A 22,838-nucleotide genomic window follows, 5' to 3' on the forward strand; every position below is an offset into this window, starting at 1 on the left:
AAGCCGAAATAAAACCGGGCGCCGCAGCCGCGCCGCAGCACAGCCTTTTGCTATGCTTATTCATAATTTAAACGTTACCTGCCAGAAGGTGAAATGAGCCTGGACACTGCTCCTGTGCCTGAGCTCTCCGGTCAACAACGGCGCTGCCATCTGTTACTGATGCTGTATGCGCCGGTGCCCGCAGTACAACTGGAGACTATCAGCCAAATCAACGGCGTCGACCACCCTACTGCCCGGCAAGATATAGCCGAGGTTGCCAGTGAAATCCAGCGTTTCCACCATCTGGAGCTCGTCGGCAATTCCGACGAAGGCTATCGGCTCAAGGGAAGCGCGCTCAACCAACGCCTCTGCCTGCTCCACTGGTTGCGCAGAGCCCTGCGCTGCAGCCCGGAGTTTATCGACCAGCATTTTGCCCCCTGGCTACACCAGGCGTTGGCGGTAAACGCCGATCCGTTGCCGCAGTTGGAAAGTTACATCAGCAGTTGTGAACCGCTGCTCAACCGGCCCCTCGATCAGCGCGATCGCCAATTTCTACAGTATTATCTGTGTTACTGCGCCTGGGAAACCCAGCGCCAGCGACACCCGCTATTCACCGCCACCCAGCGCGCCTGGCTGCATCAGAAACCAGAGCATCAGGCGGCCAGCTTGCTTCATCAATCGCTGAATCAGCTTTTCGCCCTGCAACCCGAGACCAGCGAAAGCGATTTTCTGGTACTGATGTTCACCATGCTGAAAAACCACAGCTACCACAGCAACGACTCGGAGGAAGATCTGCGCTTAATGAGATCGATTGAAAATATGGTCGAGCGCTTCCAGCAGATTTCCGGCATGACCTTCAGCAGTAAAGAAGATTTGATCAGCCAGCTGTTCGCCCATCTGGCGCCTGCGGTCGAGCGCTGTCGTTTTGACATCGGCATTGACAATATGCTGCTCGAGGAAGTGTTACGCATGTATCCGCGCCTGATGCGCACCACCAAAGAAGCGCTGGCGCCCCTCGAACAGGAATATGAAATTCGTTTTTCCAGCGAGGAAGCGGGGTTGGTTGCCATCAGTTTCGGCGCCTGGCTGATGCAGGGTAATGCGCTGCAGGAAAAACAGGTGTTGTTATTGACGCTGGACAACCCGCAGTTGGAAGAGGAAGTGGAATATCAGATCCGCGAATTAACGCTGTTGCCATTAAATATCAAGTATCTGCCGCTGCGCGATTACCTGCGCTCCGGTGCGCCGCAGGGTATCACGCTGGTGATCAGCCCTTATGCGGCGGTACACAGTGAACCGCAACCGCCGCTGATTTATACCGAATTGCCGTTAGAACGCCAGCAGCGCAAAGCCATCCGCGCGCTGCTGGAAACGACTTAACGGTTGTCGCTGACCGCAACGGCCGGCGGGCGAATAAACAACGCCGGCAACGCCACCGCCGCCATCACCCAGAATACCCCGCCCTGCAGATGTTCAAACAGGAAGCCGGCAATCACCGTCATAATCGCAATGCCGCCCCCCATCGCCAGCGCCGAGTAAATCGCCTGCAACCGGATCACCTCTGGCCCTTTGCGTGCAGCGATAAAACGCATCGCCGCCAGATGGCAAACGGTAAAGGTGCCGCAATGCAGGATCTGGATCACCAGCAGCCAGCCCAGTTCGGTGCTGTAAGCCATCAGGCTCCAACGCAGCACCCCGCAGCAGGCGGAAAGCAACAGCAGATTGCGCGCATTCCAGCGGCGGAACAGGACATTGCTGCTGGCGAAAATGATGACTTCCGCCACCACGCCCAGCGACCACAGATAACCAATCGTCGAAGCCGAGTAGCCGGCTTCCTGCCAGTAGATAGAACCAAAGCTGTAATAGCCGGCATGCGCACCCTGCAACAACGTGACGCACAACAGGAAACGCCAGACCGGCCCTTCCTTGAGCATTTCGCGCAGTGAGCGGTCTGGCCCGCTTTGGGTACGCGTCTCCCCCTGCGGCATCACGCTCGGTTTCAGCATCATGCCCAGCAGCATCGCCAGCACACTGGCGATCAGGCTATAAAGAATGGCGTTATGGCCCCAAACCGACACCATTTGCCCAGTCAGCGCAGAACCGATCACGAACGCCAGCGAACCCCACAGCCTGACTCGACCGTAGTCCAGGGTGATTTGTTTTTGCCAGGTGGCGGCCAACGCGTCGGTCAGCGGTACCAACGGCGAGAAGAACAGGTTGAAGCCGGCAATCACCAGCATCAGCCAACCCCAGCCGTTGCCGAAGCAAAACCCGACGGCGAAGGCCAACGTCAGCAACGCCAGCAGGCGAAGTACCGTCACCAGATGGGAAGGATCTTTAACCCGGGGAGCAATCAGCAAACTGCCGAGGAAACGCGCAACCAAACCGGCACCGAGCAACAGACCTATGGTTTCAGGCGCTATGCCTTCTCCTTTCAGCCAAACGCCCCAAAACGGTAAGAAGATGCCATAAGAAAAGAAGTAGGTGAAATAACTGAGAGCGAGCCAACGCGTTGATTGCAGAACCATGATCCCTCCGGTGTGTAGGCGATACTTTGACAGAGCTCACACTCACGAGCAACATTCATCCACGATCAAGGGGATAGAGTGCCAAGCAGTTCACAATTTGCCGGTAACAGGCATAAAAAAACCCGCCGAAGCGGGTTTTTAAAGAGAAAGCAGAATTATGCGTAGACCGGCAGGCGGGCGCAGATATCCAGCACTTTTTTCTTGGTACGTTCGATGGTGGCTTCATCGTTGATGTTGTCCAGCACGTCGCAGATCCAACCGGCCAACTCAGTCACTTCAGCGGTTTTGAAGCCGCGGCGGGTCACAGCCGGCGTACCGATACGAATGCCAGAGGTAACGAACGGGCTCTTAGGATCGTTTGGCACGCTGTTTTTGTTCACGGTGATGTTGGCGCGGCCCAGGGCGGCGTCAGCTTCTTTACCGGTCAGGTTTTTGTCAACCAGGTCCAGCAGGAACAGGTGGTTATGAGTACCGCCGGAAACCACTTTGTAGCCGCGCTCCAGGAACACCTTCACCATCGCTTTGGCGTTATCGGCAACTTGCTGCTGGTAAACCTTGAACTCAGGTTCCATCGCTTCTTTCAGCGCCACCGCTTTACCGGCGATCACGTGCATCAGCGGGCCGCCCTGGCCGCCAGGGAATACGGCTGAGTTCAGTTTCTTGTACAGATCTTCATCACCGCCCTTCGCCAGGATCAGGCCGCCACGCGGGCCCGCCAGGGTTTTGTGGGTGGTGGTGGTAACGATGTGCGCGTGCGGAACCGGGTTCGGATAAACGCCGGCGGCGATCAGGCCCGCAACGTGCGCCATATCAACGAACAGGTAAGCGCCGATGCTGTCGGCGATTTCACGCATTTTTGCCCAGTCAACCAGACCGGAGAAGGCCGAGAAGCCGCCGATGATCATTTTTGGTTTGTGGGTCTGCGCTTGCTTGGCCAGATCGTCGTAGTCGATTTCGCCTTTTTCGTTGATGCCGTAAGGCACCACGTTGTACAGCTTGCCGGACAGGTTGACCGGCGAACCGTGGGTCAGGTGGCCACCGTGCGCCAGGTTCATGCCCAGAATGGTGTCGCCCGGCTGCAGCAGCGCGGTGTAGACGGCGAAGTTAGCCTGGGAGCCGGAGTGCGGCTGAACGTTGGCGTAATCTGCGCCAAACAGCTCTTTAGCACGGTCGATGGCCAGTTGCTCAACGATATCCACATATTCGCAGCCGCCGTAATAACGCTTGCCCGGATAGCCTTCAGCGTATTTGTTGGTCAACTGGGAACCCTGAGCCTGCATTACGCGCGGGCTGGTGTAGTTCTCAGACGCAATCAGTTCAATGTGCTCTTCCTGACGCACGACTTCTTGCTCCATTGCACGCCACAGTTCGGCATCATAATCAGCAATGTTCATTTCACGCTTTAACATCCGGCATCTCCTGACTTAAATCGGCTAACTAAAAAATCACCAAATAACTACCCGGTTGGGTTCTGGGCAACAGTGTAAACTGTTTTCCCCTACCGAGGATAGGTCTTGACAGAGGTTTTTACGCAAACGATTGGCATGACGCGCTGCAAGGCTTTGATCCTATATATCACGCCATTCGGCAACGGACTTTTACTCATACTGAGGGTGCGGTTTTTTCATGTTCTGTGAGCGAGATCGACGCTTAACAACGCCGCAACAAAAATAAGGGTATTTACAGCCCCGGCGGAAATCGCTAGTATTTGCGCAAACATAAAGATGCATTTAATATGCAACTTTATAAATATACCAATAATTGAAGCCAAAGGAGCGCTACCATGCTGGATAGCCAAACCATCGCCACCGTAAAATCCACAATCCCCCTGCTGGCTGCGACCGGGCCTAAACTGACCGCTCATTTCTACGATCGCATGTTCGAACACAATCCTGAGTTGAAAGATGTTTTCAACATGAATAACCAGCGCAACGGCGATCAACGCCAGGCGTTGTTCGATGCGATCTGCGCCTATGCCGCCAATATCGAAAATCTGGCGGCGTTGCTGCCGGCGGTAGAGCGTATTGCCCAAAAGCACACCAGCCTGAATATCCAGCCAGAGCAGTATCAAATTGTCGGCGGCCACCTGTTGGCGACGCTGGACGAAATGTTCAGCCCAGGCCAGGAAGTGCTGGATGCCTGGGGCAAGGCCTACGGCGTATTGGCGAACGTATTCATCCAGCGTGAAGGCCAGATTTATCAGGAAAGTGAAGACGCGAATGGCGGCTGGCGCGAACGGCGCGCTTTCCGCATTGTCAAAAAGCAGCCGCAAAGCGACGTGATTTGCAGCTTCGTGCTGGCGCCGGTGGACGGTGGCCGCGTGGGTGACTTCAAGCCGGGGCAATATCTGGCGGTCTATATCAATCACGACAGCATGGAAAATCAGGAAATCCGCCAATACTCACTGACCACTACGCCTAACGGCGAATACTACCGCATCGCGGTGAAGCGTGAAGATCAAGGTAAGGTCTCGAATTTCCTGCATCAGCAGGCCAAAGAGGGCGATGTACTTTATCTGGCGCCGCCGCACGGGGATTTCTTCCTTGACGTGCAGCCAACCACCCCGGTAGCCCTGATCTCCGCCGGCGTAGGCCAAACGCCCATGCTCGGTATGCTCAATGCCCTGCACGACAGCCAACATCAGGCGAACGTGCACTGGTTGCACGCGGCGGAAAACGGCAGCGTTCACGCCTTCGCAGATGAAGTGGCGGATATCGCCGGCCGCATGCCAAACCTGAGCAGTCACGTCTGGTACCGCGAGCCGGGCTCCGACGACGTGGAAGGCCGCGATTATCAGAGCCGCGGGTTGATGGACCTCAGCGCACTGCGCGAAACGCTCGACGATCCACAGATGCATTACTACTTCTGCGGCCCGGTGCCGTTTATGCAGCATGTCGGCAAACAACTGCTGGAAATGGGCGTGAACGCCGAACGTATCCATTACGAATGCTTCGGCCCGCATAAGGTACTGTAATCAAACGGGGCGCGGTCTGTGAACAGCACCGCGCCCCGCCGTTATTTCTCCGCCAGCTTACGCGCCTCCTGCACCTGCTGCGCCGTTACCGCCCCAGCCTGATTGCCCCAACTTCCGCGTAAGTAACTCATCAGATCGGCTGCCTGCCGGTCATTCAATGCCCAGCCGTAACCAGGCATGGCGATCGCGGTAGCCTGTTGAGTGATCGGCGTTTGCGCCCCTTCCAACAAGACTCGCAGCGCCGTCAGCGGATTGTCCGCCGTCACCGTCGCGTTGCCCGCCAATGCCGGAATGGTGTTGTCACTGCCCTCGCCTTTATTGCCGTGGCAGGTTGAACAGTACATTGCATAGGTGCGCTGCCCGGCCTGTTGACTGCCGGCCACCGGGGCAACGGCTTTCTCGGCCGGAGGTTTTTCCGCCGCCAGGCTGTGCAGATAAGTGGCAATGGCGTTCAGGTCGCCATCGGTAAGATACTGCGTACTGTGGGTGACCACCTCGCTCATCGGCCCGGCCACCGCAGCATGTCGGCTGCGGCCGGTTTTCAACAGTGCCGCCACCTCTTCCTGCGACATACCGCGCAGGTTAGACGCGTGCCAACCGTCCAGCTCGGCCCCGCTCAGGAAGGCCGGTTCCTTGCTGTCCAGCCCCTTTTCCTGCATTGCCCAGCCGCGCGGCGTATGGCAACTGCCGCAGTGGCCCGCGCCCTGCACCAGATAAGCGCCGCGGTTCCACTCGGCGCTCTGCCCGCTGTCCGGCCGATATTGGGCATCGTCATGGAACAGCTGATTCCAAACCGCCAGCGGCCAACGCATCGACAACGGCCAACGGATATCGCCGGCGCGGTTGGCGGCGTTCTGCGCCGGCACTTCCTGCATCAGATAATCGTACAGCGCGCGCATATCCGCCGCATTCATCTTGGCGTAAGAGGTATAGGGCATCGCCGGATACAGGCGATGGCCATCTTTGGCGATGCCCTGGCGCATGGCACGGTCAAACTCGTCAAAAGAATAAGCGCCGATGCCGTGCTGCTTATCCGGCGTGATATTGGTGGCGTAAATAGCGCCCAGCGGCGTCGGGAACTTCATGCCGCCGGCCAGCAAAGCGCCGCCCGGCGCGGTATGGCAGGCGGTGCAGTCACCGGCCTTGGCCACGTATTCCCCGGCCGACATCGCCTGAGCCGAACCGCCCGCCGCCAGCAAGGTCAGCAGATACCATGAACGTAAACTCATGCTCCCTCCTTGACGGCCGCCTGGCCGAAGGCCAGTTCATTGACCGCGCGCCATGCCTGATCGATTGCCGAGTTGGCGTACGGGCTCCAGTCCGAATCCGAGTTGGCTATGACAATCTTGCCTATCGGCTTACGCGCCGTCTCAATGATTTTTTTCGCCTCCTCTTCATCATCAAACAGCCCATTGAGGAAGTAGGAATAGCCGTGCGACCAGCGGTTAACGGTGATCGCCTGAATATCGCGCTGATGGTCGAAACCGGCGGAACCCAGCATGCCCTGCAACTGTTCGCGGATCATCTGCTCATGCACCTCGAACGGCGTGCCCAGCAGCAAGGCGCGGCCTTTGCGCGACTGTTCGCGAGGGCTTAGCCCGCTGCCCGCCAGCGTCGGCACGTACACCATATGCAGGCCAATCGGCTGATTCGGGTCACGAGGATGTTCATAACCGCCCATGCTCACCGGATAATCCAGCTTCACGCGGCAATAAGGCGCGGTCGGCGAATACACCTCGTGCACGCCCAGCTTGATAAACGGCTGCCAGTTACGGATCACCACTTTGCTGTACACCAGCGGCGACTTGACGTTCTGCTTCAGCGCCTCTTGCTGCTCATGCGACATTTCCGGCACCAGATACGGGATCATCATGTTGTAACCGGCCATCACCACCTGCCCGGCGCGTACCTTAGTCATTTTCTCGCCGGTCATATAGGTCACTTCAACCTTGTCGCCGACATTCGCCGCGTGCAAGCCGGTGCTGTTCAGGCGCAGTTTTACCGGCGATTCCGGCCGATCGAGCCGGCCGTAGTCGAACTTCGCCAGCACGATGTCGTTCATGTCCTTGCCGCCCGGCGCCACTGCCGGGATCAGATGACGCACCATCAGGCGCGCCAGCGTGGCGTTGCCATCCGGGAAGTGGAACACGTAAGGATCGTCGAGATCCGCCTGCGACTCCTCATCCAGCGGCGGCAGGTTCATGCCGTTCAGGCCGGGCAGATCGCAGATGCGCGCATCGCTGCACGAAGTGGCGTCAATGCCCACCGCCTGGAAATCGCTGGTAGTCTGCTGGAAATAACGGATAGCCATTTCGCTCAGACCGACCTTTTCACGCAGGAACTGGCTATAACTGTGCTTGTCGAGCCATTCACTCTTTTGTTCCTGAGTCAGGTCCGGCAGATAATCCTTGTCCACCGTGTGCAGCGCGATCAACGCCTGTCGGTCGCTTTCCGGCAGCGGGAAATCGCCGATAAAGGCTTCGTAGGAGCGGCCATTAAGCCGATCATGCGGAATATCATCCGCCACCATCCGCCCCGGATCGCCATTCACCACTTTGTCGACGCCGAAGTTTTTACGATCGAAATAGACGCCGCGGCTCAGGTTCAGATCCGGGTAGAAGGTTTTATCGAACGCCTTTTCCAGGTTGTCGATGCTGACGCCGAGTTTTTGCAGCAGCCCCATCGCCACCGGGCTGAAGTTCGAGCGTGGTGATTGCAGCGACTCACTGCCGCCATAGCCGAGAATAGTGCCGTTTTCGCTGCTGAATTCATTGCGCTTGGCGTGGCCGCCAAAATCATCGTGGTTGTCGATCAGCAAAATACGCTGCTGTGCGCCCTTCATTTGCTGCCAGAAGCAGGCAGCGGCCAACCCACTGATGCCCGCACCGACCACGATCAGGTCAAACTCTTCCGTGGCGGGTACGCTGCCGAAATCGAATGCCTTGCCGTCGCGCCCCAGTTGGTGCGCGTGCTCGAACGAGCCCGGATGGTTACCGCGCAACCCGGTCAGCGTCGGCGGATAGTACAGGGTTTGATTGGCGGTTTGCGGTGACGCGCGCAGAATTTGCAGCGGCGTCAGCCCGGCGGCGATGGTGATCGCCACCCCGTTGAGAAAATCGCGTCGGGTGATACCCATAATTGGCTTCCTTTCAATTCTTATTATCAGTCAGACCGGTCGAAGCCGGTCTGAAGGCGCGCTATTTTGCGGATAAATACAGTAAAATCAATGTTTGAACATCACATGCCGGATCGCGGTGTAGTCCTCCAGCCCGTACATCGACATATCCTTGCCGTAGCCCGACAGCTTCTGGCCGCCGTGCGGCATTTCGCTCACCAGCATGAAATGGGTATTCACCCAGGTGCAGCCGTATTGCAGGCGGGCGCTCAACCGATGCGCACGGCCCACGTCACGGGTCCACAACGACGATGCCAACCCGTAGTTGGACTCATTGGCCCAGGCCAGCACCTGCGCCTCATCGTCAAACTCGGTGATAGTGACTACCGGGCCGAACACCTCCCGCTGCACGATTTCATCTTCCTGCCGCGTACCGGCCAGCAGCGTCGGCTGGAAATAGTAGCCGGGGCCGTTAACCCGCTCACCGCCGGTCACCACCTGCACATGCGGCAGCGCCTTCGCCCGCTCGACAAACCCTGCCACCCGCTCCAGATGCTGGGCGGTGATTAGCGGGCCAAGCTCGCTGCTTTCGTCCTCCGGCGGCCCTATTTTCAGGCTGGCGACCGCCTCGCCCAGCCGCTTCACCAGTTCGGGGTAAATGCCTTTCTGGGCATAAATGCGGCAGGCGGCGGTGCAGTCCTGACCGGCGTTGTAAAAACCAAAGCTGCGGATGCCTTCTACCACCTGTTGCAGGTCGGCATCATCAAACACCAGCACCGGCGCCTTGCCCCCCAGCTCCATATGGGTGCGCTTAATGCCCGGAGCGGTATGCGCGATAATGTGTTCCCCGGTAGCAATCGAACCGGTGAGCGACACCATTCGTACCTTGTCATGGCCGGTCAGCCGATCGCCGACACCGACCCCTTGGCCGAACAGCACGTTAAGCACGCCCGGCGGGAACAGCCCGGCGGCCAGTTCGGCCAGCTTAAAGGTGGTCAGAGGAGTCTGTTCCGACGGTTTAATCACCACGCAATTGCCCGCCGCCAGCGCCGGGGCCAACTTCCACGCCGCCATCATCAGCGGGTAGTTCCAGGGGGCAATCGAGGCCACCACGCCCAGGGGATCGCGGCGGATCATCGAGGTGTGCCCGGCCAGATACTCGCCGGCCGCCAGCCCGCTCAGGCAGCGGCTGGCACCGGCGAAGAAGCGGAATACGTCGGCCACTGCCGGCAGTTCGTCGTTCAGCACGCAGTGATAAGGTTTGCCACAGTTGAGCGATTCCAGCCGGGCAAGGGTTTCCGCGTGGCTATCGATCAGACTCGCCAGCTTCAGCAGGCAGTCGGCACGCTCTTTCGGCGTGGTCTGCCCCCATTCGGCAAAGGCGGCGTCGGCCGCCAGCACCGCCTGATCCACCTGCTCCAGGCTGGCTTGCGCTACCTGCAAGATCACCTCTCCGGTCGCCGGGTTATACACCGGCAGCGACGTCCCCTGGCCGGTAACCAGTTGACCGTTAATCAGCAGTTGGCTTTGCATAGGGTTATCCTTTTGTAAGATGTCTGGTTAGGAAATTATTTGCCGCTGCCGGCGACGCTTTCGCCGCCTTTAGTCAGGTAATAGGCCCCCAAAATCGGGATCATGGTCAGCAACATCACGGATAACGCCACCACGTTGGTGATCGGCACGTCGCGCGGGCGGCCAAGCTGGTTTAGCAACCACAGCGGCAACGTGCGCTCATGCCCGGCGGTGAAGGTGGTGACAATGATTTCGTCAAACGACAGCGCGAACGCCAGCATGCCGCCGGCCAGCAGTGCCGACCCCAGGTTGGGTAAAATCACGTAACGGAAGGTTTGCCAACCGTCGGCGCCCAGATCCATGGACGCCTCTATCAGGCTGTAAGAGGTGCGGCGGAAACGGGCAATCACGTTATTGAACACGATCACCACGCAGAAGGTGGCATGACCGATGACGATGGTCAGCACCCCCGGCTCGATATTCAGCGCCTTGAACGCCGCCAGCAACGCCAGACCGGTGACGATGCCCGGCAGTGCGATCGGCAACAACAGCAGCAGCGAAATGCTGTCCTTGCCGAAGAAATCACGCCGGTACAGCGCCGCGGCCGCCAGGGTGCCCAGCACCAGCGCCACGGCGGTCGCCAGCGCGGCTATTTGCGCCGAAAGCAGCATCGCATCGAGGATATCCTGCCTGCCGGCGGCCACGCTGAACCAATGCAGCGTAAACCCCTTTGGCGGGAAGCTGAACGCAGCATCCTCGGTGTTGAAGGCATAGATGGCGATAATCGCCAGCGGGAAATGCAGGAAGATCAAACCGCCCCAGGCGGCCAGCTTCAGCCCTAACGGCGCGCGTTCAGAGTGCATCGAAGGCCCCCAGACGTTTCACAATGGAAAGATAAATCGCGATCAGTACGATCGGCACCAGGGTAAAGGCCGCCGCCATCGGCATATTCCCGATCGCCCCCTGTTGGGCGTACACCATGCTGCCGATAAAGTAACCCGGCGGCCCCACCAGCTGCGGCACGATGAAGTCCCCCAGCGTCAGCGAGAAAGTGAATATCGACCCGGCAGCAATGCCCGGCACCGCCAGCGGCAGGATTACGTAACGGAAAGTCTGCGCCGGGCGCGCGCCCAGATCCGCCGAGGCGTGCAACAGCGAAGGCGGCAAACGCTCCAGCGCGGCCTGGATCGGCAAAATCATGAACGGTAACCAGATATACACGAACACCAGAAAACGCCCCAGCCCGGAGGTCGACAGGGTGTTGCCCCCTACGCCCGGCACGCTCAGGATTGCCGCCAGTACCGGTTCCAACCCGAGGTGTTGCAGGAACCACTGGGCTACGCCGTCTTTAGCCAACAGCAGCGTCCAGGCATAGGCCTTGACGATATAACTGGCCCACATCGGCATCATCACCGCAATGTAGAAGAACGCTTTGACGCGGCCGCTGGTGTAGCGCGCCATATAATAGGCAATCGGGAACGCCAGCACCGCGCTGGCCAGCGACACCAGCACCGCCATCGTCAGGGTGCGCAGGATGATGTCGTAGTTGGCCGGGTTGAACAGCGCCCGCAGGTTATCGAAGGTCAGATCCGGCGTCACCGTCATGGTGAAGTCGTCGAAGGTGTAAAACCCTTGCCACAGCAGCGTCAACAGCGAACCGAGATACACCGCGCCAAACCACAACAGCGGCGGCACCAACAGCAGCAACAGATACAGCGTCGGGCGGCGATAGAACCAGGTCGACAGAGCGCGCAGAGTACCGCGGCGCGGCGCGGGAAAGTCGATGCTCATATCCATCTCACCTCTCCTCCAGCAGCGGCACCATCGCCTCACGCGACCAGCAGGCGGTGACCGGCTGCCCGATCAAACGCTGCTGCCCACCGGCATGCCACTGGGGATTTGCCTGGCTGACCAGCAGTTTTTCGCCGCTGCTCAGCGCGATTTCATAACGCGTTGCCGCGCCCTGATAATGGATCTCCTGCACCCTGCCCTGCACCTGGATTTCATCCGGTGCCGCACCGGCCTGATCCGCCAGGCGGATATGCTCCGGGCGAATCGAGAAGGTGGCGGTCTGGCCAAGCAACCGCTGCGCCAGTTCGCTGCGTACCACGTTGGAGGTGCCGACAAACTCGGCGACGAACGGTGTCTTCGGCCGCATATACAGTTCGCGCGGCGCATCGACCTGCTCGATGCGGCCATTGTTGAACACCGCCACGCGATCGGACATCGACAGCGCTTCGCTTTGATCGTGGGTGACGAAAATAAAGGTGATGCCCAACTGGCGCTGCAGTTTTTTCAGTTCGCCCTGCATCTGCTCACGCAGTTTGAGATCCAGCGCGCCGAGCGGTTCATCCAGCAACAGCACCCGTGGCCGGTTGACCAAGGCCCGGGCCAACGCAACGCGCTGCCGCTGGCCACCCGAAAGGTGCGCCGGTTTGCGTTCGGCCACAAACCCCAACGCCACGCTGTCCAGCGCCTCCTGCGCACGCGCCAGCCGTTCGCGTTTGGCGACACCTTTGACCATCAACCCGTAAGCGACGTTTTCCAGCACCGACATGTGTGGGAACAGCGCGTAATCCTGGAACACGGTATTCACGTCACGCTGATAGGGCGGCAGGTTGGCGGCCTCTTGCCCGTGTATGCGGATCGAGCCGGCGCTCAGTTGCTCAAAACCGGCGATCAGCCGCAGGCAGGTGGTTTTCCCCGAGCCGGAAGGCCCGAGCATGGAGAAAAATTCTCCGTCCTGGATCTCGATAGACACTCGGTCTACGGCACGAACATCGCCGAAGGTCCGCGAAACATCGATAAATTGCACGGCAATGGTCATGATGTACGCTCCACACTGATGCTGTTTGGGCGCAGCGAACTGCGCCCCTGTTCGTTAGCGGCCACCCATGATGGCGATATAGTCCTGCGTCCAGCGGCTGTACGGCACGAACTTGCCCCCCTGCGCCTGCGGCGTTTTCCAGAAGGCGATCTTGTCGAACTGATTAAATCCGTTGGTTTCACAGCCCTTCTCGCCCAGCAGCGCGCTGGCCTTGCAGCCTGCCGGAGAAGCAGGGACTGAACCGAACCAGGCGGCCACGTCGCCCTGCACCTTCGGCTCCAGCGACCAGTTCATCCACTGATAGGCGCAATTCGGGTGTTTGGCGTCGGCATGCAGCATGGTGGTATCCGCCCAGCCGGTAACCCCTTCTTTAGGGAAGACCGTGGCGATCGGCTGGCCCTCGCCTTTCAGGGCGTTGGCCTGATACGGCCAGGCGCTGGAAGCGACCACGCCTTCATTTTTGAAATCGCTCATCTGTACCGAAGTATCGTGCCAGTAGCGGTGGATCAACGCGTGTTGAGTGCGCAACAGCTTCAACGCCGCCTGATACTGCTCTTCATTAAGCTGATACGGATCGCTGATGCCGAGTTGTGGCTGAGTGGCCTTCAGGAACAGCGCCGCATCGGCGATATAAATCGGTCCGTCATAAGCTTGCACCCGGCCCTGATTGGTTTTGCCGTCCGGCAGATTCTGTTGCTGGAACACTACGCCCCAGCTGTCCGGCGGCGTCGGGAAGGTTTTGGTGTTGTACATCAGCAGGTTTGGCCCCCACTGATACGGCGTGCCGTAAGTTTTGCCGTCCACGGTGTACCAGGCGCCGTTCAGCAGGCGTGGGTCGATGCTTTTCCAGTTGGGGATCAGCGCGGTATTGATCGGTTGTACCCGCTTGCCGAGGATCAATCGCAGTGAGGCGTCGCCGGACGCGGTGACCAGATCGTAACCGCCCTTGGCCATCAGGCTGACCATTTCATCGGAGGTTGCGGCGGTTTTCACATTCACCGCGCAGCTGGTTTGTTTCTCAAACTGGGTGACCCAGTCATAGTTTTTGTCGGACTGGCCGCGCTCGATGTAACCGGGCCAGGCGATGATATCCAGCCGTCCTTCGCCTTTACCGAGCGCCTGCGGCAACTCGGCCGCCTGGGCCAAGCCGCAAAGCACGGTGATACAGAGCGCGGAGAGCGTGGTGGTGACTGCGGTAGTTTTTCCCATCGTAATTACCCCTGTGTTGCGTATCTGTGTGCGGCAGGGAACGGCTGCCGCGGTTTTTTGCTTTATGAAACCGCTAGAAGCTGGCTTTGAATTTCGCCATTACGTGTCTTACAACGCTGTAATCCTGCAGCGAGTCGCTGGAAAGATCCTTACCGTAGCCGGAACGCTTCAGGCCGCCGTGCGGCATCTCGCTCGCCAGGGTGAAATGGGTGTTGATCCAGGTGCTGCCGTATTGCAGATGGGCTGCGATATGCAGCGCCTTGTCGATATTCTGCGTCCATACCGATGAGGCCAGCCCGTATTCGGAATCGTTGGCCCAGTTGACCGCCTGTTCCAGATGGTCAAAGCGGGTTACGCTTACGACCGGGCCAAACACTTCGCGCTGAACGATCTCATCGCTTTGCAGGCAGCCGGCCAGCAGCGTTGGCTGGTAGTAAAACCCCGGGCCGGAGTGCGCGGCGGCACCGGTGATCAATTCGATATGCGGCTGGCTAAGCGCCCGCTCGACAAAACTGGCGACGCGATCGCGCTGACGGCTGCTGATCAGCGGGCCGATTTCGTTGTCTTCATCGCGCTTGCGGGCAAAGCGCAGGCTGGCGACAGCTTCACCCAACGCGTCCACCAGCTTCGGGTAAATCCCCGCCTGCGCGTAGATACGACAGGCGGCGGTGCAGTCCTGGCCGGCGTTGTAATAGCCGTAAGTGCGGATGCTGCTGACCACCTCGTCGAGATCGGCATCGTCACAGACAATCACCGGCGCTTTACCGCCCAGTTCCAGATGCGTGCGCTTGACGCTTTTCGCCGCCGCCTGCAGAATTTTTTGCCCGGTCACGATGTCGCCGGTCACCGATACCAACCGAACCTGCGGGTGGCCGACCAAATGGCTGCCGACGCCCTCCCCGCCGCCGTACAGAACGTTCAACACCCCCGGCGGCAGGATCTCCTGCAATGCAGGCACCAGCGCCAAAATGCTCAACGGGGTATGTTCGGAAGGTTTGAATACCACGGTGTTGCCCGCGGCCAGCGCCGGGGCGATTTTCCATGCCGCCATCATCAGCGGATAATTCCACGGCGCAATAGAGGCCACCACGCCGATCGGATCGCGGCGGATCATTGAGGTGTGCCCTTCGATATATTCGCCGGCTAGCTGCCCCTGCTGGGTACGTACTGCGCCGGCAAAAAAGCGGAAAACGTCGATGGCTGCCGGGAGATCGTCACTGCGTGCCTGGTGCAGCGGCTTGCCGCAGTTAAGCGCTTCCAACCCGGCCAAATACTCGGCCTGCCGCTCGATGGCATCGGCGATGCGTAACAAAATAGAAGCTCGGTAAGCCGGGGTGGTACGCGACCATTGACCAAAAGCCTGTTGTGCAGCCTTGACCGCGCTGCCGACCTGCGCCGATGAGGCCTCGGTAATCGAAACCAGCGTTTCGCCATTGGCGGGATTAACGATGCACTCTTGCTGGCCTTCGCCTTCGACCGACTCACCGTTAATAAATTGCTGACAGGTCAAGCCTGTAAGGAAATGCACATCTGCCATTGCCTGCTGCCCCTGAGTGACGAAAACGTTAACAAAATGTGAATAAGTTAGTTTTAATCAGACTATGCGAGCATCAGGCAGCCAACAAATTCTAAATACTGAAGGCCGCGTTCGATTAAATCGAATGCTTCAGGCCGGCGGCATGCATATTGCCATTCTCACGCGCGATGGTGAGAAACGGCGTGACCAGTTCCGGCCGCGCGCTGCCCCGCCGCCACGCCAGGCCGATATCCAGCGGCTCCAGCAGATCCGCCAGCTTGCGCGCCTCAATCATATTGCCTTCCAGAGACCAGGCGCGGTACGCCATGTCCGGCTGGATGGAAACCCCCATCCCCGCCGCCACCAGGCTGCGCACCGCTTCGGTCGAAGCGGTTTTCATGGCGATCTCCGGCTTCAGCCCGGCGCGCGCCCAGATGCGCCGCGCATGCACGTCCATTTCGTCGGCGTTAAGCTGGATCAGCGGTTGCTTTGCCACGTCTGCCAGGCTGATGCTTTCGTGCTCCAGCAACGGGTGCAGCGGTGGCAACCACAGGCGATACGGCGAATGCATCAGCACTTCGGTTTGCAGCGCATCGCGGTCTTCGATATTCGACAAGATCAGCACACCGATATCGATCTCCCCGCTCACCAGAAGATGCTCAATATAGGGACGTTCATCTTCTATCACCTGAATGGTGACGTTGGGATAGGCCGATTTAAACCGCTTCAGCAGTTCCACCAAAAAGTAGCCCGCCACCAGGCTGGTGACGCCAATGGTCAGTTTGCCGGTCAGGCTTTCGGTGCCGAGTTGCAGGCTGCGCTTGGCGTTATCCACCGTGGCGAGGATCAGGTAAGACTGGCGCAGGAACTGATGACCCTGATGCGTCAGGTTCATGCCCTTGGCGTGGCGATCAAACAGCCGCACGCCAATGTCGGTTTCCAATTGCTGGATGGCCAGCGTCAGCGACGACTGTGAAACGAACACCGCCTGAGCGGCGGCGGAGATCGAACCGGTTTCCGCCACGGCGATAAAGTGGCGGATTTGGCGCAGCGTCATCATCCCCATCACCTTTCAAGCCGCTGCGTTGTTGTCTGCGTGCGCTTACAACCACTTACGCGAGAATGATCCTGGGGATGCACGCCCTTGCCGCCTGGCCGCAACTTGACATTCATGGGGATCGCCTTAATCAAGATAGTTGAGTTGAGTGTAGATCCCGTGAGGAAAGCGATCGAAAAAACTATCAAAAACGCGATAGCCTTCGCTTTTTTAGAATGCTTATGGCGGAAATGACTGAGAGATAAAGCCTTGGGACGTTTTTAGCGGGGGGTAAGAAGCCGAGCACCGGCCAGGCTCAAGCCGGCGGTGCTCGGTAGAGGATCACATTAAATCGCTTCTTCGTCCTGTTCGCCGGTACGAATACGCACCACGCGCGCCACGTCGAAGACGAAGATTTTACCGTCGCCGATTTTACCGGTTTGCGCGGTCTGCATGATGGTTTCCACGCAGGTGTCGACGATATCGTCGGCCACGACAATCTCAATTTTCACCTTCGGTAGAAAATCGACCATGTACTCCGCGCCACGGTACAGCTCGGTGTGGCCTTTCTGGCGGCCAAAGCCTTTCACTTCGGTCACGGTCATACCGGTAATGCCGACTTCGGCCAAGGCCTCGCGGACGTCATCCAGTTTGAACGGCTTGATAATCGCGTCAATTTTTTTCATCTTCTTTCCTTAATTACCAATTTTTGCGGCCAAAGCCGGATGTGATTGGGTAACGGCGGTCTTTGCCGAAATTGCGGGCGGTAATACGCGGCCCGACGGCGGCCTGACGCCGCTTGTATTCGTTGATATCCACCAGGCGGATAACCTTGCGCACGATCGCCTCGTCGAAGCCTTCAGCCACCAGATCGGCAACCGACTTATCGCGTTCGACGTAACCTTCCAGAATCGCATCCAGAATGTCGTACGGCGGCAGGCTGTCCTGATCGACCTGATCCGGCGCCAGCTCGGCGGACGGCGGACGATCGATAACGCGCTGCGGGATCACATAAGAGACGGTATTGCGGTATTCGGACAGTTTGAACACCAGCGTTTTCGGCACGTCTTTCAGTACGTCAAAGCCACCGGCCATATCACCATACAGCGTGGCGTAGCCTACGGCCATCTCGCTTTTGTTACCGGTGGTCAGCACGATGCTGCGGCGCTTGTTGGACAATGCCATCAGCACCACGCCGCGGCAGCGCGCCTGCAGGTTTTCTTCGGTGGTGTCGCGTTCGGTACCGGCAAACATCGGCGTCAGCTGGCCCATAAAGGCGTCGAACATCGGTTCGATGGAGACGATATCGAACTCGACGCCGAGAATTTCAGCTTCTTCCTTGGCGTCGGCGATGCTGATATCCGCGGTGTAGCGGAACGGCATCATCAGCGCCTGCACCTTGTCTTTGCCCAAGGCATCAACGGCAATCGCCAGGGTCAGCGCCGAGTCGATACCGCCGGACAGCCCCAACACCGCGCCCTTGAAGCCGTTTTTGGTCACGTAATCGCGCACCGCCAGCACCAGCGCTTCATAAACCTGCGCCAGCTGCGGCAACTCGGCGGCCGGTGCGGTCATCGGCACCACGTCCAGTTCGTTGAACCTCAACAGCGTCACCTGCTCGGCAAACGCCGCCAGGCGGTGGGTCATGTTGCCGGCCGCGTCGAACACCTTCGAGCAACCGTCAAAAATCAATTCATCCTGCCCGCCGATCTGGTTCAGATACACCAGCGGCAGATGGGTGCGCTGGCAATGGCCGGCCATCAGCGTCTTGCGGATATACGGCTTCTCGCGATTGTACGGCGAGGCGTTGATCGACAAAATCATTTCGGCGCCGGCGGCCTTGGCGGCATCGACCGGTTCCGGGAACCACAGGTCTTCGCAAATCAGCAGGCCCAGACGATAGCCTTTCAGGTTCACCACGCAGGTTTCGTTGCCGGCGTGGAAGTAGCGTTTCTCATCGAAGACGCCGTAGTTCGGCAGCTGTTGCTTGAAATAGCGCGCCAACAGTTGCCCTTCGGAGAACAGCGACAACGCGTTATACAGTTTGTCACCTTCGCGCCACGGGTGGCCAACCAGGATCGCCACATCGGTGGACGCCTGCTGCAGGCGATGAAGTTGCGCGTCACAACGTTGGTAGAAATCGTCGCGATACAGCAGGTCTTCCGGCGGGTAACCGGACAGCGCCAGCTCGGTGAACATGACCAGATCGGCTCCCGCCTTCTGCTGCTCTTGCACGGTTTGCAACATGCGTTCGGTGTTGCCTTCAATGTCACCGACCAGCAAATTCAGCTGGGCCAATGCGATGGAAAGTGATCTGCTCATTGTTTAGGATCCTGCTTAATACGTTCCATGGTTCTCTACGCCCGGTCATGCCACGACAAAGAGAACGGAGTGTAAATCATTCCGCCACGTTTGTTGAGAACCTGCGCGCGCAGGCCATGGCGGAAAATATCATTCTTTAAAATCGTTGGCGTCCAGCTCGTGGCGCGACAGCAATTTATAAAACTCGGTACGGTTGCGGCCCGCCATGCGTGCGGCCTGGGTTACGTTACCCTTGGTGATCTGCAACAGCTTGCGCAGATAGTGCAATTCAAACTGATTGCGCGCCTCGACGAAGGTCGGCAACGCAGTATTTTCCCCTTCCAGCGCCTGCTCCACCAGCGCTTCGCTGATCACCGGCGCAGACGTCAGCGCCACGCACTGCTCGATCACGTTCACCAGTTGGCGCACGTTGCCCGGCCAGGTGGCGGTCATCAGGCGCTTCATGGCGTCGGAAGAGAAGCTGCGGACAAACGGCTTGTGACGCTTGGCGGATTCACGCAGCAGATGGTTGGCCAACAGCGGAATATCTTCAGCCCGTTCATTCAGCGCAGGGATCTTCAGGTTCACCACGTTCAGGCGGTAGTAGAGATCTTCGCGGAACTCGTTTTTCGCCATCGCCTTTTGCAGGTCACGGTGGGTGGCGGAAATAATGCGCACGTCGATGTCCAGATCGCGGTTGCTGCCCAGCGGGCGCACCTTGCGCTCCTGCAGCACGCGCAGCAGTTTAACCTGCAACGACAGCGGCATATCGCCGATCTCATCGAGGAACAGCGTGCCGCCCGCCGCCGCCTGGAACAGCCCTTCACGGCTGCTGACCGCACCGGTAAACGCCCCTTTGGCGTGACCGAACAGTTCAGACTCCAGCAGTTGTTCCGGCAAGGCGCCGCAGTTAATGGCGATAAACGCCTTTTTGCCGCGCGGGCTGGCACCGTGGATCGCCTGGGCCAGCACTTCTTTACCGGTGCCGCTGTGGCCATTGATCAGCACGCTGACGTCGGACTGCGCCACCATTTTCGCCTGCTCCAGCAGGCGCAGCATAATCGGGCTGCGGGTGACGATATCTTCGCGCCAGCTGTCGTCACCGGCCGGCAGCGAAAGCGACAGCGCTTCATCTATGGCCTTGTACAGCGCATCGCGATCCACCGGTTTGGTGAGGAAGCTGAACACGCCCTGCTGGGTGGCGGCTACCGCATCCGGGATCGAACCATGGGCGGTGAGGATGATGACCGGCATGCCAGGCTGGTGCTTTTGAATTTCGGCAAACAGCGCCATGCCGTCCATTTCGTCCATCCGCAGATCGCTGATCACCAGATCAATCTGTTCGCGCCCCAACAGGCGCAGCGCTTCCTGGCCGCTTTCGGCGGTGGTGACATGAAAACCTTCGCTGGTCAGGCGCATACCCAGCAGCTTGAGCAAGCTGGGATCGTCGTCAACCAATAACAGATTGGCCGGTTTGCGTGCTGTCATCGCGCGTGAGACTCCTTGTTAGCGGGGGGCGGCGCGTAGGTATCTTCCGGATCCACCGGCAGGGCGGTGCCCTTTTCCGGTTCGGCTTCCGGCTCTGCGGCCTTGGCCGACGCGGCATTTTTATCTGCGGCGTCGGTTTTTTGCTGTGTCGCGCCGTTATCCGGGATTTCGCCCTGTAACTGCTTGCGCGAGGAGAGCTGACGTTCGATATCGGTCAGATTCTCCAGTTTGCGCGAAGTATCCTGTAATTGGGCCTGCAAGCGGATCTGGCTCTGGCGCAGCGCATCTATCTGGCTGTCCGAGCTTTCCTGCAGGTGCTGATAGCGCGCCTTTTCGTCGAACAAGGTGATCTGCAGAACCTGCTGCTGACGCCACAGTTGCAGCAACGGGCGCAAGGAGCTTGGGAACGCCAGGCGGTAACTGTTCAGACGATCGATCATCTGGCGGCGTTCGCCCGACGTCGGCTCGGCGCTGCCCAGCAGAATACTTTGCTTGAAAATACCGTCCCAGCTGTCGCCAGGCAGGGTTTTCGCCAGCGAGCGCGCCTGGGTCGATCCTACGCGATCGGCGCAATCCATCGCGCGCAGCCAGTAAAGTGAATTATTCAACGCGTCTTTGTCGTCGAGCTGCCAGAGGGGATCGCAGGCTGCGATGCGGTAATCCACCACTTTGGTGTCCGGGATCGCTTCTTGCTGCTGCTGACTCAGGCCGCTGCTGACCGCACGATCGACGCATCCTGCCAGCAAAAACGGCATGCAAAGAACGCTGCCTAAAAAGGAAAGACGACGCTTGCCGAGTGGCGCGCTCTGCGTGGCACGCGGTGAACGTTCGGTCTGCAATAGACGAAGGCGTTTAGACCATGTGTACATTATTTATTCATTCTCGGCGGTTAATGGCAATTCAATGCGGAAGCAGACGTCTGCGCCGGCGACTTCGACCAGCTGCAATTCACCGCGCATCCGGCGGATACAATCCTGAGCGATGCTCAACCCCAGACCGCTTCCTTTTACCGCCCCTTTTCGCTGGTGGCTACCCTGGAAAAAAGGCTCAAAAATCATGGTTTGTTCGGCCTCGGGGATGGGCGTGCCGCTGTTGGCGACATCAATCTGCACCCGTTGCCCAACCTGACGGCTGCGAATCCAAATGTTACCGGATTCCTTGCCGTAGTGCACCGCATTGGAGTAGAGATTATCCAGCACGCGCATTAAAAGCGTAGGCTCTGCCCAGCAGATTTCCGCATCCAATGTGATCTCGGTGCGGATCATTTTCGCCCTGGCCGGCAAACTGTGCGCGGCGACCACCAACTCGACCATATCGCGCAGCTCAACATTCTCATGCTCCGCCGGGCCATCGGCCAGTTTACGGTTGTAATCCAGCAACTGCTCTATCAGCAGTTGCAGGTGGCGGCTGCTGTTATCGAGAATAGTCACGACTTCTTTCTGATCGGAGGTCAGCGGGCCGGCCACTTCGTCTGCCAACAGTTCCGTCCCCTCGCGCATGCTGGCCAACGGCGTTTTCAATTCATGCGAGATATGGCGCAGGAACTCATGCCGCTGCGACTCCAGCCACGCCAGGCGTTCACTCAACCAGATGATGCGTTGCGCCAACGAACGCAGCTCACGTGGGCCTTTAAACGACTCGGTACTGCCCAGCGCTCGCCCCTCCCCCAGACGGTTGATCATGCGCTCCACCGCTTTCACCGGGCCGATAATCATGCGGGTGAAGAGCACCACCAGCAACACGCTGACCAGAAACAGCATCAGCGCCTGCCAGCCGAAAAACTGGCCGCGTTCGGCAATCGCCTGCTGCAACTGCTGGCCGCGCGAGAACACTACAGCGCGCGTAGCTTGCACCATCTCGGCGTTGGAACGCGAAAATGACTCCAGCAGCGTCGATGCCTGTTTGTCCGGCCCGCTGCTCTGGCATTTAATCGCAGCGAGCTGGGTCAGCAGGCTGCGCAACGTTTGATAATAGCGTTCATCCGGCAGGATAGGCGCATGGGCGTCCAGCATCTGCGAATACTGCTTACGTTGATTTTGGTACAGCCGCTCCAGGGTGGGATCGACCAGCACGCAATACTGACGGTAGCTGCGCTCCATCTCCAGCGCCACGCTGGTCATCGCCTCGCTGCGCCGCGCATCCACCAGCGTGGTACGGTTGATATCCGCCGCCTGCGCGCTGAGATGATCCAGGCTTTGATAAGCCTGATAAGCCAGCACCAACAGCGGCAGCAGCACCAGCAGAAACGCCATCAGGACCAGCTGACGCAGCGAGCGGGGGAATAAACGCCATCTTTTCAACGAAATCATCTCATTGTCTCTCATCTGCTTCGATGCTAACCGAGTCACCGGTG

At 58.9% G+C, this 22,838-nt stretch carries 18 protein-coding genes; 2 read left to right on the forward strand and 16 right to left on the reverse strand.

Annotated elements, in window-relative coordinates:
* The first annotated feature begins 93 nt into the window (after window positions 1-93).
* Window positions 94-1,359 carry a stationary phase inducible protein CsiE gene (gene csiE / locus SPL01S_RS02520; RefSeq protein ID WP_063197404.1) on the forward strand — a complete coding sequence of 422 codons (1,266 nt, stop codon included), beginning with the start codon at window positions 94-96 and terminating at the stop codon, window positions 1,357-1,359.
* On the opposite strand, the gene SPL01S_RS02525 is transcribed toward csiE, so the two are convergent.
* Both SPL01S_RS02525 and glyA read right to left on the reverse strand, forming a co-directional pair.
* Entirely contained in the window at window positions 1,356-2,507 is a 1,152-nt protein-coding gene (locus tag SPL01S_RS02525) for a 3-phenylpropionate MFS transporter (protein ID WP_063197406.1), read from the reverse strand. The two genes, csiE and SPL01S_RS02525, sit on opposite strands and share 4 nt — an antisense overlap.
* Before the next feature lie 155 nt (window positions 2,508-2,662).
* Window positions 2,663-3,916, reverse strand: a complete 1,254-nt coding sequence (gene glyA, locus SPL01S_RS02530) for a serine hydroxymethyltransferase (protein WP_062868295.1) — start codon at window positions 3,914-3,916, stop codon at window positions 2,663-2,665.
* Window positions 3,917-4,290: 374 nt separating this feature from the next.
* Between glyA and hmpA the strand changes: the two genes are divergently transcribed.
* Window positions 4,291-5,481: an NO-inducible flavohemoprotein gene (gene hmpA / locus SPL01S_RS02535; protein ID WP_063197408.1), complete on the forward strand. Its 1,191-nt coding sequence runs from the start codon at window positions 4,291-4,293 to the stop codon at window positions 5,479-5,481.
* A 41-nt stretch (window positions 5,482-5,522) separates the two neighbouring features.
* Here hmpA and SPL01S_RS02540 read toward each other — a convergent pair whose 3' ends face one another.
* The 14 genes from SPL01S_RS02540 to SPL01S_RS02605 form a co-directional block, all read right to left on the reverse strand.
* Window positions 5,523-6,710, reverse strand: a complete 1,188-nt coding sequence (locus SPL01S_RS02540) for a c-type cytochrome (protein ID WP_063197410.1) — start codon at window positions 6,708-6,710, stop codon at window positions 5,523-5,525.
* Window positions 6,707-8,617, reverse strand: a complete 1,911-nt coding sequence (locus SPL01S_RS02545; RefSeq protein ID WP_063197412.1) for an NAD(P)-binding protein — start codon at window positions 8,615-8,617, stop codon at window positions 6,707-6,709. Before SPL01S_RS02545 ends, SPL01S_RS02540 begins: the two co-directional genes overlap by 4 nt.
* A gap of 87 nt (window positions 8,618-8,704) precedes the next feature.
* Window positions 8,705-10,129, reverse strand: a complete 1,425-nt coding sequence (gene patD / locus SPL01S_RS02550) for an aminobutyraldehyde dehydrogenase (RefSeq protein ID WP_063197414.1) — start codon at window positions 10,127-10,129, stop codon at window positions 8,705-8,707.
* 35 nt (window positions 10,130-10,164) lie between these two features.
* Complete coding sequence (locus tag SPL01S_RS02555) at window positions 10,165-10,971, reverse strand: ABC transporter permease (RefSeq protein ID WP_006327351.1); 807 nt, start codon at window positions 10,969-10,971, stop codon at window positions 10,165-10,167.
* Window positions 10,961-11,899 (reverse strand): ABC transporter permease, encoded by a 939-nt coding sequence (locus SPL01S_RS02560; RefSeq protein ID WP_373282276.1) that lies wholly within the window; start codon window positions 11,897-11,899, stop codon window positions 10,961-10,963. Before SPL01S_RS02560 ends, SPL01S_RS02555 begins: the two co-directional genes overlap by 11 nt.
* A gap of 7 nt (window positions 11,900-11,906) precedes the next feature.
* Window positions 11,907-12,935 (reverse strand): ABC transporter ATP-binding protein, encoded by a 1,029-nt coding sequence (locus tag SPL01S_RS02565; RefSeq protein ID WP_063197416.1) that lies wholly within the window; start codon window positions 12,933-12,935, stop codon window positions 11,907-11,909.
* 54 nt (window positions 12,936-12,989) lie between these two features.
* Window positions 12,990-14,144 (reverse strand): putative ABC transporter substrate-binding protein YdcS, encoded by a 1,155-nt coding sequence (ydcS, locus tag SPL01S_RS02570; protein ID WP_062791754.1) that lies wholly within the window; start codon window positions 14,142-14,144, stop codon window positions 12,990-12,992.
* Window positions 14,145-14,217: 73 nt separating this feature from the next.
* The gene (locus SPL01S_RS02575) at window positions 14,218-15,681 is read right to left on the reverse strand and encodes a gamma-aminobutyraldehyde dehydrogenase (protein WP_062868302.1); all 1,464 of its coding nucleotides are present in this window, start codon (window positions 15,679-15,681) and stop codon (window positions 14,218-14,220) included.
* 115 nt (window positions 15,682-15,796) lie between these two features.
* Entirely contained in the window at window positions 15,797-16,720 is a 924-nt protein-coding gene (locus tag SPL01S_RS02580) for a LysR substrate-binding domain-containing protein (RefSeq protein ID WP_004952128.1), read from the reverse strand.
* Window positions 16,721-17,043: 323 nt separating this feature from the next.
* Window positions 17,044-17,382 (reverse strand): nitrogen regulatory protein P-II, encoded by a 339-nt coding sequence (gene glnB, locus SPL01S_RS02585; protein ID WP_004847623.1) that lies wholly within the window; start codon window positions 17,380-17,382, stop codon window positions 17,044-17,046.
* Window positions 17,383-17,395: 13 nt separating this feature from the next.
* The gene (locus SPL01S_RS02590; RefSeq protein WP_004952129.1) at window positions 17,396-19,018 is read right to left on the reverse strand and encodes an NAD+ synthase; all 1,623 of its coding nucleotides are present in this window, start codon (window positions 19,016-19,018) and stop codon (window positions 17,396-17,398) included.
* A gap of 129 nt (window positions 19,019-19,147) precedes the next feature.
* The gene (gene glrR / locus SPL01S_RS02595) at window positions 19,148-20,485 is read right to left on the reverse strand and encodes a two-component system response regulator GlrR (protein WP_004952130.1); all 1,338 of its coding nucleotides are present in this window, start codon (window positions 20,483-20,485) and stop codon (window positions 19,148-19,150) included.
* Complete coding sequence (qseG, locus tag SPL01S_RS02600) at window positions 20,482-21,354, reverse strand: two-component system QseEF-associated lipoprotein QseG (protein ID WP_073972013.1); 873 nt, start codon at window positions 21,352-21,354, stop codon at window positions 20,482-20,484. The genes glrR and qseG overlap by 4 nt, the downstream gene beginning before the upstream one ends.
* A gap of 3 nt (window positions 21,355-21,357) precedes the next feature.
* A complete protein-coding gene (locus SPL01S_RS02605) occupies window positions 21,358-22,794 on the reverse strand; it encodes a sensor histidine kinase (RefSeq protein ID WP_013814167.1) in 1,437 nt (478 codons plus the stop codon).
* Between the last annotated feature and the right edge of the window lie 44 nt (window positions 22,795-22,838).

The sequence above is a fragment of the Serratia plymuthica NBRC 102599 genome, from assembly GCF_001590925.1.
Lineage (GTDB): Bacteria > Pseudomonadota > Gammaproteobacteria > Enterobacterales > Enterobacteriaceae > Serratia > Serratia plymuthica.

What these genes read in the sequence shown, in the direction of transcription:
- patD (WP_063197414.1), bottom strand. Translation starts at nt 10,129, where the DNA reads ATGCAAAGCCAACTGCTGATTAACGGTCAACTGGTTACCGGCCAGGGG.
- csiE (WP_063197404.1), top strand. Translation starts at nt 94, where the DNA reads ATGAGCCTGGACACTGCTCCTGTGCCTGAGCTCTCCGGTCAACAACGG.
- glnB (WP_004847623.1), bottom strand. Translation starts at nt 17,382, where the DNA reads ATGAAAAAAATTGACGCGATTATCAAGCCGTTCAAACTGGATGACGTC.
- SPL01S_RS02580 (WP_004952128.1), bottom strand. Translation starts at nt 16,720, where the DNA reads ATGATGACGCTGCGCCAAATCCGCCACTTTATCGCCGTGGCGGAAACC.
- SPL01S_RS02560 (WP_373282276.1), bottom strand. Translation starts at nt 11,899, where the DNA reads ATGAGCATCGACTTTCCCGCGCCGCGCCGCGGTACTCTGCGCGCTCTG.
- SPL01S_RS02540 (WP_063197410.1), bottom strand. Translation starts at nt 6,710, where the DNA reads ATGAGTTTACGTTCATGGTATCTGCTGACCTTGCTGGCGGCGGGCGGT.
- SPL01S_RS02545 (WP_063197412.1), bottom strand. Translation starts at nt 8,617, where the DNA reads ATGGGTATCACCCGACGCGATTTTCTCAACGGGGTGGCGATCACCATC.
- hmpA (WP_063197408.1), top strand. Translation starts at nt 4,291, where the DNA reads ATGCTGGATAGCCAAACCATCGCCACCGTAAAATCCACAATCCCCCTG.
- glrR (WP_004952130.1), bottom strand. Translation starts at nt 20,485, where the DNA reads ATGACAGCACGCAAACCGGCCAATCTGTTATTGGTTGACGACGATCCC.
- SPL01S_RS02590 (WP_004952129.1), bottom strand. Translation starts at nt 19,018, where the DNA reads ATGAGCAGATCACTTTCCATCGCATTGGCCCAGCTGAATTTGCTGGTC.
- SPL01S_RS02605 (WP_013814167.1), bottom strand. Translation starts at nt 22,794, where the DNA reads ATGATTTCGTTGAAAAGATGGCGTTTATTCCCCCGCTCGCTGCGTCAG.
- ydcS (WP_062791754.1), bottom strand. Translation starts at nt 14,144, where the DNA reads ATGGGAAAAACTACCGCAGTCACCACCACGCTCTCCGCGCTCTGTATC.
- SPL01S_RS02555 (WP_006327351.1), bottom strand. Translation starts at nt 10,971, where the DNA reads ATGCACTCTGAACGCGCGCCGTTAGGGCTGAAGCTGGCCGCCTGGGGC.
- SPL01S_RS02575 (WP_062868302.1), bottom strand. Translation starts at nt 15,681, where the DNA reads ATGGCAGATGTGCATTTCCTTACAGGCTTGACCTGTCAGCAATTTATT.
- glyA (WP_062868295.1), bottom strand. Translation starts at nt 3,916, where the DNA reads ATGTTAAAGCGTGAAATGAACATTGCTGATTATGATGCCGAACTGTGG.
- SPL01S_RS02565 (WP_063197416.1), bottom strand. Translation starts at nt 12,935, where the DNA reads ATGACCATTGCCGTGCAATTTATCGATGTTTCGCGGACCTTCGGCGAT.
- qseG (WP_073972013.1), bottom strand. Translation starts at nt 21,354, where the DNA reads ATGTACACATGGTCTAAACGCCTTCGTCTATTGCAGACCGAACGTTCA.
- SPL01S_RS02525 (WP_063197406.1), bottom strand. Translation starts at nt 2,507, where the DNA reads ATGGTTCTGCAATCAACGCGTTGGCTCGCTCTCAGTTATTTCACCTAC.